Source organism: Streptomyces sp. NBC_00083 (genome assembly GCF_026343295.1).
In the GTDB taxonomy this organism is placed as follows: domain Bacteria; phylum Actinomycetota; class Actinomycetes; order Streptomycetales; family Streptomycetaceae; genus Streptomyces.
On record NZ_JAPELY010000001.1, the window covers coordinates 2462365 to 2480812 of the forward strand.

An 18448-nucleotide genomic window follows, 5' to 3' on the forward strand; every position below is an offset into this window, starting at 1 on the left:
GCGCACGGCACCGCCCCTGGCCAAGGTAGGGATCCCACAACACAGTCCGTTTGAGGTGTGTGTATCGCCACACCATGACCAGTCATGGCACCGGCTAGGGTCTGTCGGCAGCCTACAAAAGGGACTCCACCATGTTGCGAGCGCCGTTCGACTGGATCGACAGAGAATCGGAGCGCCGCGAGCGCGCCGGTCTGGTCCGTACGCTCCGGCCCCGCGACGCCGGCCAGGACCTCCTCGACCTGGCGAGCAACGACTACCTCGGGCTCACCCGGCACCCGGCGGTCACGGCCTCGGCCGCCGAGGCGGCGCACCGCTGGGGCGCCGGTGCGACCGGCTCCCGCCTGGTCACCGGCACCACGGCGCTCCACGCGGAGCTGGAGCGCGAACTCGCCGACTTCTGCGGCTTCGAGGCCGCCCTCGTCTTCTCCTCCGGGTACGCGGCGAACCTGGCTGCCCTGACCGCGCTCGGCCCGCACGGCTCCCTGATCGTCTCCGACGCCGCCAACCACGCCTCCATCGTCGACGGCTGCCGGCTCGCACGGGCCCGGACGGAGGTCGTGCCGCACTCCGATCCCGACGCCGTGCGCAAGGCCCTCGACGCCCACGACGGCCCGGCTCTCGTGGTGTCCGACTCGGTGTTCTCGGTGGACGGCGACGCCGCACCGCTGCCCCAACTGGCCGAAAAGTGCCGGGAGTTCGGGGCGGCGCTCGTCGTGGACGACGCGCATGGGCTCGGGGTGCTCGGCGCGGGCGGGCGCGGCGCGCTCCATGCGGTGGGGCTCGCGGGCGCCGAGGACGTCGTCGCCACCGTCACCCTGTCGAAGTCGCTCGGCAGCCAGGGCGGCGCGGTCCTCGGGCCCGCCCGGGTCGTGCGGCACCTGGTGAACGCGGCGCGCACCTTCATCTTCGACACGGGGCTCGCCCCCGCGGCGGCCGGCGGCGCGCTCGCCGCGCTGCGCCTGCTGCGCGCGGAGCCGGAGCGCGCGGCGCGGGCCCGCGCGGTCGCCGCCGAACTGCACGGCAGGCTCACCGCCGCGGGGCATGCCGCGGTGCGTCCCGACGCCGCGGTGGTCTCCGTGCGGGCGCCCTCTCCGGAGGCCGCGGTGGCCTGGGCCGCCGACTGCCGGGCGGCCGGCCTGGTCGTGGGCTGCTTCCGCCCGCCGTCGGTGCCGGACGGCATCTCGCGGATCCGGCTCACCGCACGGGCCGATCTGACGCCGCAGCAGATCGACAGGGCGGTGGGCGCGATCCTGAGGACCGCGCCCACGGTGTGACGTACCGTCAACTCGCCCTGCGAAGGGACGAGATGAAGCGGTGCCAGGCCAGGTCGCCGAAGAGCAGCGCGGGGCCTTCGATCCGTTGGGAGTCGCGCACGGCAAGCAGCTCGCCCTTGAGCCGGGCCGTCTCGACACAGTTGTTCATGCCCACGCTACGGCTGCTGCGCCGCCACGAGGCATGGGTGAGGGATGTGCTGGAGGGAACGTGTGCGGGATGCGCGGACATCTAGCCTCCCCACCCGCCACGGACTAGCCCGGTTCGTCTTCGTCCCGGGCAGCCCTGGCGATGAGATCCAACGAGTCCTCGGAGGAAAGCGCGAGTGCCTGGACGCTCTGGAACGCGGCACTGTACGCCTCAAGGTCTTCTCTCCGTTCGAGGTAGAGGCTACTCGTCAAGTGGTCGATAACCACCACGTCCAGATCAGAAATGGCCGGAAACGAAAATATAAGAAAGGGACCCGTCAGTCCCACATAGCCGCCGCGGTGGAACGGAATGACCTGCAGCCGGACGTGTTCGAGCGCGGCCACGTCGAGCAGATGACGTAACTGTTCGCGCATCGCCGCGGGGCCGCCCACCCGTCGGCGCACCACCGCCTCGTCGATGACCGCGCTCAACATCAGCGGGGGATCGGCGCGCAGCACCTCCTGACGGGCGAGCCGCACCTCCACCAGGGAGTCCACCTTCGCCGGCGAGAGACCTCCGAGCGCGGCCCGCGTCATCGCCCGCGCGTACGCCGGCGTCTGGAGCAGACCGGGCACCACCGACGTCTCCAGGGTGCGGGCCGAACGCGCCTGCGACTCCAGGCTGATGAAGTCGCGGTACTGCGGTGGCAGCAGCCCGCTGTACGCGCGCGTCCAGTCCACCCCGCCGCTCCCCGCCGAATCCGCCAACGCGCCCAACAGGGCGCGAAGTTGGGGGTCGAGGACCTCGTAGGCGTCGAGCAGCCGGGCCACGTCGGCCGGCTTCACCCCGCTGCGCCCGGTCTCGATCCGGCTCACCTTCGACTGGTGCCAGCCGACCCGGGCGGCCGCCTCCCCGCTGGTGAGCCCCGCCCGGTCGCGCAGCCGGCGCAACTCCTCGCCGAGCTTGCGTCTGCGCACCGCCGGTCCGTGCCCCATGGCCGCCTCCTCCGCTTCCCGGCGAGGGGTAAGTGTGGGCCCAAATCCGGTCTTCCGTCGCAGAGTTCACCGCTTTGAGCGACAGATATATGCATATCTTGGTGGATCGCACCCGAGACCGGCACGATGAGTGGCACTCTGGCGCGAAGCACAGTCCGAGGCCGACAACGTCTGCGTGAGCGCTCATCCGCTACGAGACATCGAGCCGGCCCCGGGTGGGAAAGGGACAGCGTCGCCATGGCAGACCATCTCGAAGCAACCGTCACGCTGCCGAGCGATCCCGCCTCGGTCTCCGACGCGCGGCGCTACGTCGCGGGAATCCTCGCCGATTGGGGCCTGCCGCCCGACGCGGAAGCCGTCGACACGGTGCGGCTCATCGTCTCGGAGCTCGCCACCAACGCCGTGCAGCACACCCTCGGACAGTCGCCCACCTTCACGGTGGAGCTCCGTCTCGAACGCGAGGAGGTGCTGAGGGTCGGGGTCACCGACAGCCACCCGCGCTGGCCGAAACGATTGCCCGCGGCCGTGCAGCAGGACAACGGACGGGGCATGGTCATCATCCGCTGGCTCGCCGCCGAGTCCGGCGGAAAGCTGTCGGTCGCGCCCACGGCGGACGGCGGCAAGACCGTCTGGATCGCCCTGCCGTGGCGCACGGGGACGGCGGCGGTGCAGAGCGGCTAGGGCCCGGCCGCCGGACCCCGTGGCGCGGGGAGGGCCGCTCCAGGCCCCTGCTGACGCCCGGTCAGCCCACGCGTCCGTACCAGACGCTGTGGCTCCAGATCCGCTCCAGGCGCACCACGGTCCCGGTCTTGGGGGAGTGCCAGATCCTGCCCTCTCCCGCATAGATGCCCACGTGGTACACGCTGCCCCCGGAGTGGAAGAACACCAGGTCGCCGGCCCTGCGCGAGGAGGCCGACACATGCCGGGAGCTGTTGTACTGCTGCTGCGCCGAGCGGGGCAGCCTGCGGCCCGCCTGCTTGAACGAGTAGAGCGTGAGCCCCGAACAGTCGAAGCGGGACGGCCCCGACGCGCCGAACTGGTAGGGCGCGCCCTTCTTCGACGCGGCCACGTGCAGAGCCCTCGCGGCCACCGCGGCGGCGTTCGCCCCGGGTGCGGCGCCCGGTGCCAGCGTCGTGGCGCTCACGGCGAGGGTGAGGGCACAGACGGCGCCGAGGCGGACGGCCAGTGACGGTACGTATGTCTGCGCAGTCATGCGCAACCCTTCGTCAAACCGCCTGCGAAGGATGACCTGTCGGGTTCGGACTGGCGAAGACGCCCGGCCGCTCGCGCGGCTTCACCCCGAGGGAGAGCCCGTGTCCGGCTCTCCCGAAGTACTCGGGTCCTCCACTCCTGCCGGTCCACTCCTGTCGACCAGACGCCCGGAACGGCGGCAGGACTCGGCGTCCGCCCGGACCGCCCCGCCGCGGCGGCGGGGGCTTGTCGTCTCAGGGATCTTCACGCACCGACTGTCGTATTTCCGACCCGAAACGGCTTTGTGTGAGGCTGCTCACGGATGAACCGTTTGGGTGGACAAGGGTGGTTCGCCACCCCGGCGAAAGGGGTCGACGAGCCTCGTACCAGCAACGGAAGGATCGATTCCGCATAGTTGGCGGACGTCGTAAGCAACTCGTAAGGGCCGATCAAAGGAGCCGCGGGTGGGCCGATCGGGGGTACTCCTTCTGGTCCGTTTCGCCGGCCCCTTGAGCGCGTCGGATCCCCTTTGCTCCGTTCGGTGTCCGCTAACCCGCCTTCGGCGGCGGCACCATGAGCCGCCCCGCCCGCCGTTCGCCGTCGAGGACGCGCAGCGCCCGCGTCAGCGTGCCGGCGTCCACCCGCTCCTCGCCGCGCAGATGCATCAGAGTGAGCGCGTCCCTGAGCGCGGCCGCCCGGCCCACCAGGGCCTGGGCCGCACGCAGCGCGCCATAGGTGTCGTGGCCGTGGGCGGGGTTGATGCGGCCGAGCGAATCGACCACTTCGAGATAGGAGTCGATGAACGCGCCCTCGGCGCGGGTGAGCGCGGGCAGCGGCGGAAGTTCGGGCGGCAGCACCGTGGTTCACCTCTCGCGCGAGGAGGTCTTGCGGCTGACGAGCACGTGATCGGCGAGCCCGTACGCGACCGCCGCCTCCGCGTCGAGGATCAGGTCCCGCTCGATGTCGGCGGTCACCTGCTCGGCGCTCCGCCCGGTGTATCCGGCCAGAAGCCCCGTCAGAAGGGCCCGGCCGCGCAGCACTTCCGCCGCCTGGATCGCCAGATCGGACGGCTGACCGCGCAGCGGCTCCTCCAGGGCCGGCTGACGCAGCAGCACCCGGGACGCCGGCTGCACCATGCGCTTGCCCGGCGTGCCGGCCGCGAGCAGCACGGCCACCGCACTCACCTGACCGAGGCAGAACGTCTGCACGTCGCAGGTGACGAACCGCATCGCGTCGTGGATCGCGGTCATCGCGGTGAGCGAGCCGCCGGGGGAGTTGATGTAGAGGGAGATGTCCCGGTCGGGGTCCGTGTACTCCAGGTGCATGAGCTGGGCCATCACGTCGTTGGCCGAGGCGTCGTCGACCGGTGTGCCGAGGAAGACGATCCGCTCCTCGAAGAGCTTGGAGTACGGATCCAGCGTGCGGACGCCGACGGCGGTGCGCTCCTGGAACTCGGGCAGGACATGGCGGGCGGCGGGGCGGTGGTTCACGACGGCTACCTCTTCCGGGTCGACCCCCGAGGGGACCTGTAATAAATGTACAGGATGTACAGAGCGGTCCCTTGAGCTTCTGCCTGCCTGCCCCCGGAAGCAAGGGGACGACGGCGATTGCGCTGACAGCGAGCGCGGGGGCGCGTCGAGGCATGCGGGGCCGGATGATCCGTCCGTGGCCCGAGCGCCGGATCAACCGCGCGGAACCGGAGCCGCCGATACGCTTCTGACCTGCGGTTTCGATGCCTCTCGCAGGGTCGGGCGCCCGGCGGGGGCGGAGTCTAAGCTGGGTGCATGGCCTACGAGATTCCGGTGACGCAAGCCCGCGCAGAACTCGCGGAGCTGATCAACCGCGTGGTGTACGGCGGGGAGCGGGTCGTGGTGACGCGCCACGGCAAGCCCCTCGTCGCGCTGGTGTCCGCCGCCGACCTGGAGAAGCTGGAGGCCGACCGGCAGCAGGAGGAGCAGCAGGTGGCCGGTTCGCTCTCCTCCGTGCACCACGTGACGCCGACCGCCCCCGCGGAGCACCGCCGCTTCGGGATCGCCGCCGAGCACCGCGGCCCGCACGTCGGCGACTGACCCGAGAGCCCGCGGCGCCCACCCGGCCTGCCGCCCGCGCCGGTGCGTGCCGTGCCTGGAGGCGTCCTCCGTCCCGCCGATGAAAGGTGCCCCGTGCACGCGTCGGCGGGGTGTGTCGTTCCGCTTCGATGATCACGTCTTCCTAAAGCGTCAGTTAACGTGCTGGAAAAACTTCCGCCCTAACGTGCAATGCCTGGCCAAGGGGCCTGGAGTTGCAGTTCAACAAGTTGTTGCAGTCGGATACGGTTCCGCTGCGTCCGAGTGGAAGTGGCCCGCCGTCCGACCGGTCTCCGCCTCGACGCCGCTGGGTCCGTGCACGGCTGTCCGTGGACGGAAGGCACGACTGTGAGGTGGAAAGCGTGCAACTGACGCCGCACGAGCAGGAACGTCTGCTCATCCATGTAGCCGCCGACGTGGCGGAGAAGCGCAGAGCCCGCGGGGTGAAACTCAACCACCCCGAGTCCGTCGCCCTCATCACCTCGCACATCCTCGAAGGGGCCCGCGACGGCCGCACGGTGGCCGAACTCATGTCCTCGGGGCGGAAGTTGCTCACCCGGGCCGATGTGATGCCGGGCATCCCGGAGATGATCCACGATGTCCAGGTCGAGGCGACCTTCCCCGACGGCACCAAGCTCGTGACCGTCCACGAGCCGATCGTCTGACGGGGAGGAGCGCCGTGATTCCCGGAGAGATCCTCTTCGCCGACACGCCCATCGTCCTCAACGAGGGCTGTGAGACCGTCCGGCTGACCGTCGTGAACGCGGCCGACCGGCCCGTCCAGGTCGGCTCCCACTACCACTTCGCCGAGGCAAATCCCGGGCTCGATTTCGACCGTACGGTTGCCCGGGGCAAGCGACTTCACATCGCCGCCGGCACCGCCGTGCGGTTCGAGCCCGGCATCCCCGTCGATGTGGAACTAGTCCCGCTGGCCGGACGGCGCATCGTGCCGGGCCTGCGCGCAGAGACCGAAGGCGCCCTTGATGACTGACCTCGACCGAGCCGTCTACGCCGACCTGTTCGGCCCCACCGCCGGCGACCGCATCCGGCTCGCTGACACCGACCTCCTCGTCGAGATCGAGGAGGACCGCTCGGGCGGCCCCGGACGATCGGGCGACGAGGCCGTGTTCGGCGGCGGCAAGGTGATCCGCGAGTCCATGGGCCAAGCGCGGACCACCCGCGCCGAAGGCGCTCCCGACACCGTTGTCACCGGCGCCGTGATCATCGACCACTGGGGCATCGTCAAGGCGGACATCGGGATCCGCGACGGCCGGATCACCGGCATCGGCAAGGCCGGCAACCCCGACACGATGGACGGCGTCCACCCCGACCTCGTCATCGGGCCCGAGACCGAGATCATCGCCGGCAACGGGAAGATCCTCACCGCGGGCGCCGTCGACACCCACGTCCACTTCATCTCGCCCACCCTCATCGACCAGGCGCTCTCCTCGGGCATCACCACCCTGGTCGGCGGCGGCACCGGCCCCGCCGAGGGCTCCAAGGCCACCACGGTCACCCCGGGCCCCTGGCACCTGGCCCGGATGTTCGCCGCCCTGGAGAACGCCCCCGTCAACATCGGCCTGCTCGGCAAGGGCAACACGATGTCCCGGGAGGCCATGTACTCCCAACTGCGCGGCGGGGCGCTCGGGTTCAAGATCCACGAGGACTGGGGGGCCACCCCCGCCGTCATCGACGCCTGCCTGAACGTCTGCGAGGAGACCGGCGCCCAACTCGCCATCCACACCGACACGCTGAACGAGGCGGGCTTCGTCGCCGACACCCTCGCCGCCATCGCGGGGCGCTCGATCCACTCGTACCACACCGAGGGTGCGGGCGGCGGCCACGCGCCCGACATCATCACCGTGGTCTCGCAGCCCAACGTGCTGCCCAGCTCCACCAACCCGACCCGTCCGCACACCGTCAACACCATCGAGGAACACCTCGACATGCTGATGGTCTGTCACCACCTCAACCCCGCCGTGCCGGAGGACTTGGCCTTCGCGGAGTCCCGCATCCGGCCCTCCACCATCGCGGCCGAGGACTTCCTGCACGACCTGGGCGCCATCTCGATCATCTCCTCCGACTCGCAGGCGATGGGCCGGATCGGCGAGGTCGTGCTGCGGACCTGGCAGACCGCGCACGTCATGAAGGTGCGGCGCGGCGCGCTCGCGGGCGACGGACGGGCCGACAACCACCGGGTCCGTCGCTATGTCGCCAAATACACGATCAACCCGGCCGTCGCCCAGGGCCTCGACCACCAGATCGGCTCCGTGGAGAGCGGCAAGCTCGCCGACCTGGTCCTGTGGGAGCCGGCCTTCTTCGGCGTCAAGCCGCAGCTCGTCATCAAGGGCGGCCAGATCGCGTACGCGCAGATGGGCGACGCCAACGCGTCGATCCCCACCCCGCAGCCGATCCTGCCCCGGCCCATGTTCGGCGCGCAGGGCAGGGCGCCCGCCGCCAACTCCCTCAACTTCGTCTCCTCGGCGGCGATCGAGGACGGGCTTCCCGAACGGCTCGGCCTCGGCAAGGAGTTCGTGGCCATCAAGAACACCCGGCGGGTCGGCAAGGCGGACATGCGCGAGAACGACGCGCTGCCCGACGTCAGGGTCGATCCGGACACGTTCACCGTGAGCATCGACGGGGACGTGGTGGAGCCCGCTCCGGCCGCCGAACTGCCCATGGCCCAGCGGTACTTCCTCTTCTGACGGGCTGGCATCACATGAGTCGCGCTGCCCTGCTCGTCCTCGCCGACGGCCGTTTCCCAGCCGGTGGCCACGCCCACTCGGGCGGCGCCGAAGCGGCCGTCAGGGCGGGACGCATCCGCACCCCGGCCGACCTCGCGGAGTTCTGCCGGGGCCGGCTGCACACCGCCGGCCTCACCTCCGCCGCGCTCGCCGCGGCGGCCGCGGCCGGCCTCGACCCGCTCGTCCTCGACGAGGCCGCGGACGCCCGCACCCCGTCGCCCGCGCTGCGGACCACCGCCCGCAAACTCGGGCGCCAGATGATGCGGGCGGCCCGCGCGACCTGGCCGAGCGACGAGCTCCACGCCCTCGCCGCGGCGCGCCCGCGCGGCGCGCACCAGCCGATCGTGCTCGGTCTCGCCGCGCGCGCGGCGGGCCTCGGGCCCGAGGCCGCGGGGCACTGCGTGGCGTACGAGATGGTCAGCGGGCCGGCCACGGCGGCGGTACGGCTCCTGAGCCTCGACCCGTTCGACGCGACGGGCGTCCTCGCGCGGCTCGCGCCCGAGCTGGACGAGGTGGCCCGGCGGGCGGCCGTCGCCGCGGCGGAGGCGGTGGTGGACGGCGTCGACGCGCTGCCCGCGGCCTCGGCTCCGCTGCTCGATGTGATGGCGGAGGCGCATGCGGCGTGGCCGGTACGGCTGTTCGCGTCGTAGGAGCGGCTCCCTCCGTCCCGGGGGCTCCGCCCCCGGACCCCGTTCGCGCCCGCACGCCGCTCGTCCTCCGACGCCCGACGGGCTCAGGGTGTCCGGGCCACCCGCACCCCGCCCCGATCCTTCGCACACTCACCACCCAGGAGACCCCATGCACCTCGGCCACTCCCACGAAGGCCCCGCCGCCGTCAGCGCCGATGCCCGTCGTCCCGACGGCTCGCGACGGGCGTTGCGGGTCGGGCTCGGCGGGCCCGTCGGGTCCGGGAAGACCGCCACCGTCGCCGCGCTCTGCCGTGCACTGCGCGACCGGCTGTCCATCGCCGTCGTCACCAACGACATCTACACCCGCGAGGACGCCGCCTTCCTGCTGCGCAACGCCGTACTGCCGCCCGAGCGGATCCAGGCCGTGGAGACCGGCGCCTGCCCGCACACCGCGATCCGCGACGACATCTCCGCCAACCTCGAAGCCGTCGAGGACCTGGAGGAGGCCGTCGGGCCGCTGGACCTGATCCTCGTCGAGTCCGGTGGCGACAACCTCACCGCCACCTTCTCCAAGGGGCTCGTCGACGCCCAGATCTTCGTCATCGACGTGGCCGGCGGCGACGACATCCCGCGCAAGGGCGGCCCCGGCGTCACCACCGCCGACCTGCTGGTCGTCAACAAGACCGACCTCGCCCCGTACGTCGGCTCCGACCTCGACCGCATGGCCCGGGACGCCAAGGAGCAGCGGGCCGAACTGCCGGTCGTCTTCCAGTCGTTGCGGTCCGAGGCCGGCGTCGCCGGCGTCGCCGCCTGGGTCGGGGAGAAGCTCGCCGCATGGCAGGCGTGACCCTCGGCGCGGCGGGGCTGCGCGCCACCGCCCGCATCGTCGCCACCCCCGAAGGGCTGCCCGTCCTCGAAGGGGAGGGGCCGCTCGCCCTGCGCCGCACCCGCGCCCGGGGCGCGTACCACCGGGTCACCGTCGTCGGCGCGATGAGCGCCCCGCTCGGCGGCGACCGGATCGCGCTGGAGGCCGAAGTGCGCGGCGGGGCACGGCTCGACGTCGACTCGGCGGCCGCCACCATCGCCCTGCCCGGCCGGACCGGCGAGCGCGCCCACTACGACGTGCGGCTCACCGTGGCCGACGGCGGCGAACTGCGCTGGCTCCCCGAACAGCTGATCTCCGTGCGCGGCAGCGACCTGCGGATGCGCACCCGGATCGACCTCGCGCCCGGCGCCCGTCTGGTCTTCCGCGAGGAGCAGGTGCTCGGCCGGCACGGCGAACCGGCCGGCACGCTCAGCACCCGCCTCACCGTGCACCGCGCCGGGCGGCCCCTCCTCGACCAGGAGCTGGCCTTCGGCCCCGGCGCACCCGGCGGCTGGGACGGGGGAGCCGTCCTGGGCGGACACCGGGCGGCCGGCCAACTCCTCGTGGTCGACCCGGAGTTCACCGCCCGCCCGGCCGAGGCCCGGCTGCTGGGTGACGACGCCGTGCTCACCCCGCTCGCCGGTCCCGGTTTCCTCGTCACGGCGCTCGCCCCCGACGCACGGCTGGTGCGCCAGGCGCTCGACGAGGTACTGCGCACCCTTGCGCTGCCCCCGCGATGACCGCTCAGCGGAACCTCCAATCCGGCTATCGGTTCGGTAAAGAAACACCTGGCCGGGTTGTGCACAGGGGGCTCACAGACGAAAGGATCCCCCGACAGGACCGAACGCAGCGCTGAGCTGAACAGCGCACTTCAGCAGGGGGAGGTACCACTTGAGACGCACCGCAGTGCTCGGCTCGGCCGGCACACTGATCGCGGGCACGCTGATGGTGGGCGCGATAGCGGCCCCGGTCGCCAACGCCGACAACCGCGACCACGGTTGGTCCGAGGCGCGTGGCGTACAGGTCGCGGCCGACCGTGCGGCCAAGCAGGGCATCAGCTGGACCGACTGTCCCGCCGACTGGGCCATCGCCAAGCCCGTCCAGTGCGGCTACGTCAGCGTCCCGCTCGACTACGCGCGGCCCAACGGCAAGCAGATCAAGCTCGCCGTCGACCGCATCGGCAACACCGGCACCAAGGCCGAGCGCCAGGGCGCCCTGATCTACAACCCGGGCGGCCCCGGCGGCTCGGGCATGGCCTTCCCGACCCGGGTGACCAAGAAGAACCCGCTCTGGACCAACACCTCCAAGGCGTACGACTTCGTGGGCTTCGACCCGCGCGGCGTGGGGCACTCGACGCCCATCTCGTGCGTCGACCCGCAGGAGTACGCCAAGGCCCCGAAGGCCGACCCGGTCCCGGACAGCGAGGCCGACAAGCGCGCCCAGCGCAAGCTCGCCGCCGAGTACGCGGACGGCTGTGCCGAGCGCAGCGGCTGGATGCTGCCGTACATGACCACCCCGAACACCGCCCGCGACCTGGACGTCATCCGCGCCGCGCTCGGTGAGAAGAAGCTCAACTACCTGGGCGTCTCCTACGGCACCTACCTGGGCGCCGTCTACGGCACCCTGTTCCCCTCGCACGTCCGGCGCATGATCGTGGACAGCGTGGTCAACCCGGACCAGGACAACATCTGGTACCAGGCCAACCTGGAGCAGGACGTCGCCTTCCAGGCCCGCTGGAACGAGTGGGAGGACTGGGTCGCCAAGTACGACGCGACCTTCCACCTCGGCACCACCCGGGCGCAGGTCGAGGCGCAGTGGCTGAAGCTGCGCGCCGACGCCAAGAAGAACCCCCTCGACGGCAAGGTCGGCCCGGCCGAGCTGCTCGGGTTCTTCCAGAAGGCCCCGTACTACGACTCGTACTGGGTGCCGGTCGCCAAGGCGCTCAGCGCCTACGCGGCGGGTGACTCCAAGCCGGTCGTCGCGGCCGCCGCATCGGACATGACGGACATCGCGGGCAACATCGCCTCCGAGAACGGCAACGCCGTCTACACCGCCGTCGAGTGCGCGGACGCCCAGTGGCCCACCAGCTGGCGCAAGTGGGACCGCGACAACACCCGTCTGAACAAGGACTACCCGTTCCTGACCTGGTCCAACGCGTGGATGAACCTGCCGTGTGCCACCTGGCCCACCAAGCAGCAGAACCACCCGGTCAAGGTCAAGACCGGCAAGGGCCTCCCGCAGGTCCTGATCGTGCAGTCCACCAATGACGCCGCCACCCCGTTCCAGGGCGCCGTCGAGCTGCACAAGGCGTTCAAGAACTCGCGCCTCATCATCGAGAAGGGCGCCGGTTCCCACGGTGTGACCGGTCTCGTCAACCCGTGCATCAACTCGCGCGTGGACGACTACCTCCTCACCGGCAAGACCGACCGCGCGGACTTCACGTGCACCCCGCACGCGACTCCCGTGCCGTAGAAGGCAGATGAGCGCGGGGGCGGCCGGAACTCTCCGGCCGCCCTTCGCGCTGTCGCGGCCCGCACCGTCCGGGGCGCCGTCCGGTCAGCCGCGCGCCGCCAGCCAGGCGTCCTCCGCCGCATAGTCGAACAGGTCGCCGTACTTCGTCATCGCGGGGAAGGCGTCACGCCAGTCCCGCCCCTCCAGCCGTCCCGCGATCCACTCCACGGTCCGCGGCAGCGACCGCGCGTACCCGGTCACCGGCCGGTAGCCCAGCTCCCGCTCGGCGGCCGACATGTCGTACACGATGGGATGCGGACCGCTCCACGGCGTCACCCCGATGTCGCCCTCCGGCAGGCCCTCCACCGGCACGATCTCGCCGCGCACCCCCAGGACCTCGTCGACGGCAGCGCTGATCTCCGCGACCGTCGGCGCCTCGGGATCCGCCGCGTTGAGCACCCGCGAGCCCGGCTTCAGGGCGGCGAGCCTGATCAGCTCGGCGATGTTGGCCGTGTGCGCCGGATGGAAGCGGCTGCGCCCGCCGAACGCCAGGATCCGCACCGGCCGGCCGTCCAACGCCCGCTTCACGAAGTGCAGTTCACGGGGGCTGCGGCAGTGCACGCCGTGGATCGCGCCCGCCCGCAACAGCGTCGAGGGCAGCGCCGAATCCAGCAGCTCACGCTCCAGGAGCACCTTCCTCGTGCCGTAGGTGGCGTCGCCGGGTGCCACCGTGGTGAGCGACTCGGGGATCGGCACCGGATAGCACGGCGGACCGGCCGGCCCCGCCATCGTGTCGAAACCGCGGCCCCGATCGTCCTCGTACACCGCGCCGCTGGAGATCACCACCGCCGAACCGACCCGGTCGCCGAGGCCGATCAGCTGCCGGGCGTGCTCCTTGCCGTACGCCACCATGTCGACCAGCACGTCCACCCCGTCGCCGACGGCGGCGGCCAGAGCCGCGTCGTCCTCCCGGTCGAGCCGGACGCGGTGGACCCCATCGGGCCACGCCGGGTCCTCACCCCCGCCCCGTGAGGCGGCCCGCACCTCCCAGCCGTCCTCGGCGAGCGCGCGCACCGCGACCCGGCCGATCTGTCCCGTGGCTCCTATGACGAACGCTGTTCCCTTACCCATGCCGCGAGGCTACGGCCGGCCCGCCGACGGGGGCCAGAGCGTTTCACCCTGCGCGGATCCGCCCAGGGCGCAGCCATCGGGGGAACTCGGGGCGCACTCCCACGAATCGTCGGCCGACTGTCCGTCACCCCATGATGCCGCGGAACCGCCGCGACTCCTCGGCCTTCACATCGGCCGCGTAGCGGTCCACGTACTCCTGGCCGGACAACTCCATGACCTTGTACATGATTTCGTCGGTGACCGCCCGCAGGACGGCCTTCTCGCCCTCCATCCCCTCGTACCGCGAGAAGTCGAGCGGTTCGCCGAAGCGGATCGAGACGCGCTTGATCCTCGGCAGGGCCTGGCCGGGCGGCTGGATCTCGAACGTCCCCACCATGGCGCACGGAATCACCGGGACCCCGGCCCTGATCGCCATCACCGCGACGCCGACCTTGCCCTTGTACAGCCTGCCGTCGGGGGAGCGCGTCCCCTCGGGGTAGATGCCGAGCAGCTCGTCCTTGGCGAGCACCCCGAGGCCCTCACGGATCGCCGCCTGCCCGGCCTCCTTGCCCGACCGGTCCACCGGGATCTGCCCGACGGCACGGAAGAACGCCGCAGTGAGCCGGCCCTTGAGGCCGGGCCCGGTGAAGTACTCCTGCTTGGCGAGGAAGGTGATGCGCCGCTTCAGCATCACCGGCATCAGGAAGTGGTCGGAGAACGAGAGGTGGTTCCCCGCGACGATCGCCGCGCCCTCCTCGGGCACATGGTCGAGCCCCTCAAGGCGCGGCCGGAACAACACCCTCAACAGGGGCCCCAGAACTGCGTACTTGAGGATGTAATAGAGCACCCGCGAGCTCCTCACCATGCCGAAGGGTGGCCAGTGTAGGCGCAGGCCCCGGCCCCTGTAACCACCGCCGGGCGATCACGGGAGTGTCGCCCGCCGCCCGTGGCCGGCGGCCGCCCGTCCGCGGCTCAGCCGGTGAACCGCGCCCGCACCACGGAGCCGGGGGCGGCGTCGGCCCGCGCCAGCTCGCGGCCGTCCGCCGACCAGATGCCGGAACGGCCCGACGTACGGTCGAAGCCACCACCCGTGGGGCCCGCGAACGCGGCCGTCGCGGTCCACACGCCGTGCTCGGCGGCGACCCGGCGGGCACGCTCGGCGTGGAGTTCGCCCTCGTGGTCGAAGTGGAGGACACCGGCCACGTACCCGTCGATGCCGAGCGCGGCGGTCCGCGCGGCGTGCTCCGGTACGCCGGTGTCCCGGCAGACGGCCAGGCCGAGCCGCCATCCGTCCACCTCGATCACGGTGGGCTCCCCGGGCAGGAACCGGCCCGCCTCGCTGCCGTGGAGACACACCTTCCCGTACACCACGCGCGCGCCCTCGGCGTCCACGGCGAGGATGCCGATGCGGGGGCCGGTCACGGGCGCGCCCACCAGGGCGAGCGAGCCCGTCCCGGCGCACGCCGCGACGATCGGGGCCAGCCGCTCGTCGTCCGCGCCGACCGGCGGCGCGTCCAGCTCGTACCCCGTGAGCGACATCTCGGGAAAGACCACGACCCGGGCCCGTGCCGCCCGGACGGCCTCGGCGTGCTCCGACGCGTTGCCGCTCACGTCGTACGCCGTACACCTCGGCTGCGCCACCGCGATGGTCAGGGGATGCCTCACTGCGAACCTCTCGTCCGGAACCCGCGCGGCCGGCGGGGTGCTGCCCCCGCACGGCCCGGGACACCGCTCACGAGCTGCGCGACACCGCGGCCGTTCCGATCGCGGTGAGCCCGAGCACCACCCAGCCGAACCACAGCCAGCCGCTGCTGCCGAGCGCCACCGTATACGCCGTGATCACCACCAGCATGACCAGGGTGAGCACCATCATCGACTTCGTCGAACGGGGCATCGCGGTCCCCTTCCTCCCGGCAGGTGCCGTGAAGGCCATGGTCACCCCGTGAGGGGCCCCGGCGCTACTGCCCGCGGGTGCTCAGTGAGGCGAGATAGGCGTTGTAGGCCTGAAGCTCCTTGTCGCCGTCGCGCTCGGCGGCCCGGTCGGTGCGGCGCGCCTGACGCTTCTCGGTGGCGTACCACTGGAAGACGAGCGCGATGAGCACGAGCACCGAGGGGATCTCGCTGAACGCCCAGGCGATCCCGCCCGCCGCCTGCTGGTCGGCGAGCGCGTCGATGCCCAGCGAGGACGGCGGGTTCTTGTACGTGCCGATCATCGGCTCGCTCGCCATCATCAGGGCGATGCCGAAGAAGGCGTGGAAGGGCATTCCCGCGAACAGCTCCAGCATCCGCATCACGTAGCCCGGCCGGTGCGGGCCCGGGTCGACGCCCATGATCGGCCAGAAGAAGACGACGCCGACGGCGAGGAAGTGGACCATCATCGCGATGTGCCCCGTCCTGGACTCCATCAGGAAGTCGAAGATCGGCGTGAAGTAGAGCCCGTAGAGGCTGGCGATGAAGAGCGGGATGGTGAACGCCGGATGCGTGATCACCTTCATGTACCGGCTGTGCAGCAGCATCAGGAGGAGCTCGCGCGGCCCCTTGCTGCCGCGCGCGGCGACCGGCAGGGCGCGCAGCGCGAGGGTGACCGGCGCACCGAGCAGCAGCAGGATCGGCGAGAGCATGCTGATCACCATGTGCTGCACCATGTGCACGCTGAACATGACCATGCCGTAGTCGTTGAGCTTGGTGCACATGACGAACGCGATGGTCAGGACGCCCACGGTCCAGAAGATCATCCGGCTGACGGGCCAGCTGTCACCGCGCCGCCTGAGCCGGACCACACCCCACGCGTACAGGGCGAGCCCGAGCAGGCAGCCGATGAGGAAGAAGGAGTCGGCCGACCATTCCAGGCCCCGCGCCAGCGTGAACGGCGGCAGGTCCATGTTCATGTCCATGCCGTGCCCGCTGTGATCCATCCGCTGACTCCTGATTCGTACCGGTTGTCCCGCACCAGACTAGAACCGCCCCCGGCCGGTGATGCGGCCGGGGGCGGTTCATTGCGTACAAAACAATCCGGAAGGGGCCGGAGGGGCGCGTACTAGAGGACGCACTCCGCTTCGGCGTACCGCTCGGCCGGGACGGTCTTCAAGGTGGCCGTCGCCTCGGCGAGCGGGACCATGACGATGTCGGTGCCGCGCAGCGCGGTCAGCATCCCGAACTCGCCGCGGTGGGCGGCCTCCACGGCGTGCCAGCCGAAACGGGTGGCGAGCACGCGGTCGTACGCGGTGGGCGTGCCGCCGCGCTGGACGTGGCCGAGGATGACCGGCCGGGCCTCCTTGTCCAGGCGCTGCTCCAGCTCGATGGAGAGCTGACGGGCCACGCCCGCGAAGCGCTCGTGACCGTAGACGTCGGTGCCGCCGATGTCGAACTGCATCGAGCCCTCGCGCGGCTTGGCGCCCTCGGCGACGACCACGATCGCGAACTTCTTGCCCGCCGAGAAGCGCCGGCCGACCAGCTCGGTCAGCTCGTCGATGTCGAAGGGGCGCTCGGGGACGACGATGGCGTGTGCGCCGGCGGCCATGCCCGAGTGCAGCGCGATCCAGCCGGTGTGGCGGCCCATGACCTCCACGATCAGGACGCGCTGGTGCGACTCGGCGGTCGTCTTCAGACGGTCGAGCGCCTCGGTCGCCACGCCCACGGCGGTATCGAAGCCGAAGGTGACGTCGGTCGATGCGATGTCGTTGTCGATGGTCTTCGGCACGCCGACGATGGGGAGCCCCGCGTCGGAGAGCAGGGTCGCGGCCTTCAGCGTGCCCTCGCCGCCGATCGGGATGATCGCGTCGAGACCCAGCTCGGCGACGTGGCCCCGGGCGCGCTCCACGCCGTCGCGCAGATGCGCGGGCTGGACGCGGGAGGAGCCGAGGATGGTGCCGCCACGCGCGAGGATGCCGCCGACCGCGTCGAGGTCGAGCTTGCGGTAGTCGGCTTCGAGCAGGCCCTTCCAGCCGTCGTGGAAGCCGATGACCTCGTCGCCGTGGTCGACCACCGCACGGTGCACGACGGATCGGATGACGGCGTTCAGGCCGGGGCAGTCGCCGCCGGAGGTGAGCACACCAATTCGCATTGCCCGGAGAACCTTTGCAACGTGGGCCGACGACCGGACCACGTCGTCCGGTTGGATCCCCGTCACCCTACCGGCGCAGGGTGACGGGGGCCGAATCGGAGGTCCGACTGATGGACGTCGTACGAAAGTACGAAGTCCGGGCCGGCCGGACGCGCCCTCCGCGGGCCGTGTCGCGCGTCCTACGCGGGCTGCGTCGCCGAGGCGATGCGCTCCGCGCGCAGCGCCTCGTACCACCGGTCGTCGGTCGGCGGCAGCGCGTTCACATCGAGGGCCAGCTTCAGGAGCATGTCCGCGATCTGCGGATTGCGCGCCAGCACCGGGCCGTGCATGTACGTGCCGAACACGGTGTCGTTGTACGCGCCCTCCGTGCCGTCACCTGTGCCGTTGCCCTTGCCCAGGCGCACCCGGGCGAAGGGGCGGGCCGTCGGGCCGAGGTGGGTGATGCCCTGGTGGTTCTCGAAGCCGGTCAGCTGCGGCAGGCCGAGGCGCTCGTCGATGTCGCCGAGCACGTCGCCGACGCACCGCTCGCCCTCGCCGCGCGTCGAGATCACGTCGATCAGGCCGAGGCCCTGCTGGCGCTCGCCGACGTCGTTGATGAACTCGTGGCCGAGGATCTGGTACCCGGCGCAGACCGAGAAGATGATCGCGCCGTTGGACGCGGCGCGCTCCAGGCCGCCGTCGCGGCGCAGCCGCTCGGCCGCGAGCCGCTGCGGCCGGTCCTCGCCGCCGCCGATGAGGTAGATGTCACCGGAGGTCGGGATCGGCTGGTCGCTGCGGACGTCGAGGCGGTGCACGTCCAGGCCCCGCTGGCGCGCCCGGCGCTCGACGACCAGGGCGTTGCCCTGGTCGCCGTAGGTGCTGAGCAGGTCGGGGTAGACCCACACGAGGCGCAGGCTGTTGTCTGCCATGTCGCTTGCTTGCTCCTTGCTGGGG

At 71.5% G+C, this 18448-nt stretch carries 22 protein-coding genes and 1 riboswitch; of the genes, 10 read left to right on the forward strand and 12 right to left on the reverse strand.

From position 1 onward, the window contains the following. The first annotated feature begins 131 nt into the window (after positions 1-131). Positions 132-1274: an 8-amino-7-oxononanoate synthase gene (locus tag OOJ98_RS10900; RefSeq protein ID WP_267054424.1), complete on the forward strand. Its 1143-nt coding sequence runs from the start codon at positions 132-134 to the stop codon at positions 1272-1274. Positions 1275-1281: 7 nt separating this feature from the next. On the opposite strand, the gene OOJ98_RS10905 is transcribed toward OOJ98_RS10900, so the two are convergent. Continuing rightward, positions 1282-1503: a DUF397 domain-containing protein gene (locus OOJ98_RS10905; RefSeq protein WP_267054425.1), complete on the reverse strand. Its 222-nt coding sequence runs from the start codon at positions 1501-1503 to the stop codon at positions 1282-1284. A 23-nt stretch (positions 1504-1526) separates the two neighbouring features. After that, a complete protein-coding gene (locus OOJ98_RS10910) occupies positions 1527-2396 on the reverse strand; it encodes a helix-turn-helix transcriptional regulator (RefSeq protein WP_267054426.1) in 870 nt (289 codons plus the stop codon). 237 nt (positions 2397-2633) lie between these two features. Here OOJ98_RS10910 and OOJ98_RS10915 point away from each other — a divergent pair, with 237 nt between their 5' ends. Next, positions 2634-3077, forward strand: coding sequence for an ATP-binding protein (locus tag OOJ98_RS10915; RefSeq protein WP_267054427.1), 444 nt, complete (start codon positions 2634-2636; stop codon positions 3075-3077). A gap of 61 nt (positions 3078-3138) precedes the next feature. Here OOJ98_RS10915 and OOJ98_RS10920 read toward each other — a convergent pair whose 3' ends face one another. The 3 genes from OOJ98_RS10920 to OOJ98_RS10930 all read right to left on the reverse strand — a co-directional run bounded on the left by OOJ98_RS10920 (position 3139) and on the right by OOJ98_RS10930 (position 5077). Beyond that, on the reverse strand, positions 3139-3609 hold the full coding sequence (locus OOJ98_RS10920) for a C40 family peptidase (protein ID WP_267054428.1): 471 nt from the start codon (positions 3607-3609) through the stop codon (positions 3139-3141). Positions 3610-3613: 4 nt separating this feature from the next. Next, positions 3614-3809: riboswitch (cyclic di-AMP (ydaO/yuaA leader) on the reverse strand. A 326-nt stretch (positions 3810-4135) separates the two neighbouring features. After that, a complete protein-coding gene (locus tag OOJ98_RS10925) occupies positions 4136-4444 on the reverse strand; it encodes a hypothetical protein (protein WP_267054429.1) in 309 nt (102 codons plus the stop codon). A gap of 6 nt (positions 4445-4450) precedes the next feature. Further along, positions 4451-5077: an ATP-dependent Clp protease proteolytic subunit gene (locus tag OOJ98_RS10930; RefSeq protein WP_267054430.1), complete on the reverse strand. Its 627-nt coding sequence runs from the start codon at positions 5075-5077 to the stop codon at positions 4451-4453. Positions 5078-5371: 294 nt separating this feature from the next. Between OOJ98_RS10930 and OOJ98_RS10935 the strand changes: the two genes are divergently transcribed. From OOJ98_RS10935 to OOJ98_RS10970, 8 genes are all read left to right on the forward strand, one after another. Next, positions 5372-5656, forward strand: coding sequence for a type II toxin-antitoxin system Phd/YefM family antitoxin (locus OOJ98_RS10935; RefSeq protein WP_267054431.1), 285 nt, complete (start codon positions 5372-5374; stop codon positions 5654-5656). A 359-nt stretch (positions 5657-6015) separates the two neighbouring features. Further along, the gene (locus OOJ98_RS10940; RefSeq protein ID WP_267054432.1) at positions 6016-6318 is read left to right on the forward strand and encodes an urease subunit gamma; all 303 of its coding nucleotides are present in this window, start codon (positions 6016-6018) and stop codon (positions 6316-6318) included. A 14-nt stretch (positions 6319-6332) separates the two neighbouring features. Continuing rightward, entirely contained in the window at positions 6333-6644 is a 312-nt protein-coding gene (locus OOJ98_RS10945) for an urease subunit beta (protein ID WP_267054433.1), read from the forward strand. After that, the gene (locus tag OOJ98_RS10950; RefSeq protein WP_267054434.1) at positions 6637-8358 is read left to right on the forward strand and encodes an urease subunit alpha; all 1722 of its coding nucleotides are present in this window, start codon (positions 6637-6639) and stop codon (positions 8356-8358) included. Before OOJ98_RS10945 ends, OOJ98_RS10950 begins: the two co-directional genes overlap by 8 nt. Before the next feature lie 14 nt (positions 8359-8372). Beyond that, positions 8373-9047, forward strand: a complete 675-nt coding sequence (locus OOJ98_RS10955; RefSeq protein ID WP_267054435.1) for an urease accessory protein UreF — start codon at positions 8373-8375, stop codon at positions 9045-9047. A 148-nt stretch (positions 9048-9195) separates the two neighbouring features. Next, entirely contained in the window at positions 9196-9873 is a 678-nt protein-coding gene (gene ureG, locus OOJ98_RS10960; RefSeq protein WP_267054436.1) for an urease accessory protein UreG, read from the forward strand. Then, positions 9861-10631, forward strand: a complete 771-nt coding sequence (locus OOJ98_RS10965) for an urease accessory protein UreD (protein ID WP_267054437.1) — start codon at positions 9861-9863, stop codon at positions 10629-10631. The genes ureG and OOJ98_RS10965 overlap by 13 nt, the downstream gene beginning before the upstream one ends. Positions 10632-10836: 205 nt before the next feature. Then, entirely contained in the window at positions 10837-12363 is a 1527-nt protein-coding gene (locus OOJ98_RS10970) for an alpha/beta hydrolase (protein ID WP_267055596.1), read from the forward strand. Positions 12364-12447: 84 nt separating this feature from the next. Here the strand turns inward: OOJ98_RS10970 and OOJ98_RS10975 are convergent, their stop codons facing one another. The 7 genes from OOJ98_RS10975 to OOJ98_RS11005 form a co-directional block, all read right to left on the reverse strand. Next, complete coding sequence (locus OOJ98_RS10975; RefSeq protein WP_267054438.1) at positions 12448-13473, reverse strand: NAD(P)-dependent oxidoreductase; 1026 nt, start codon at positions 13471-13473, stop codon at positions 12448-12450. A gap of 124 nt (positions 13474-13597) precedes the next feature. Next, complete coding sequence (locus OOJ98_RS10980) at positions 13598-14299, reverse strand: 1-acyl-sn-glycerol-3-phosphate acyltransferase (protein WP_267054439.1); 702 nt, start codon at positions 14297-14299, stop codon at positions 13598-13600. Between the two features lie 125 nt (positions 14300-14424). Beyond that, complete coding sequence (locus OOJ98_RS10985; RefSeq protein ID WP_267054440.1) at positions 14425-15117, reverse strand: carbon-nitrogen hydrolase family protein; 693 nt, start codon at positions 15115-15117, stop codon at positions 14425-14427. 67 nt (positions 15118-15184) lie between these two features. Then, positions 15185-15346 carry a hypothetical protein gene (locus OOJ98_RS10990; protein WP_267054441.1) on the reverse strand — a complete coding sequence of 54 codons (162 nt, stop codon included), beginning with the start codon at positions 15344-15346 and terminating at the stop codon, positions 15185-15187. Between the two features lie 64 nt (positions 15347-15410). Next, the gene (locus tag OOJ98_RS10995) at positions 15411-16367 is read right to left on the reverse strand and encodes a cytochrome c oxidase assembly protein (RefSeq protein ID WP_267054442.1); all 957 of its coding nucleotides are present in this window, start codon (positions 16365-16367) and stop codon (positions 15411-15413) included. 122 nt (positions 16368-16489) lie between these two features. Continuing rightward, positions 16490-17515 carry a 6-phosphofructokinase gene (locus tag OOJ98_RS11000; protein WP_267054443.1) on the reverse strand — a complete coding sequence of 342 codons (1026 nt, stop codon included), beginning with the start codon at positions 17513-17515 and terminating at the stop codon, positions 16490-16492. 179 nt (positions 17516-17694) lie between these two features. Continuing rightward, entirely contained in the window at positions 17695-18423 is a 729-nt protein-coding gene (locus OOJ98_RS11005) for a type 1 glutamine amidotransferase (protein ID WP_267054444.1), read from the reverse strand. Between the last annotated feature and the right edge of the window lie 25 nt (positions 18424-18448).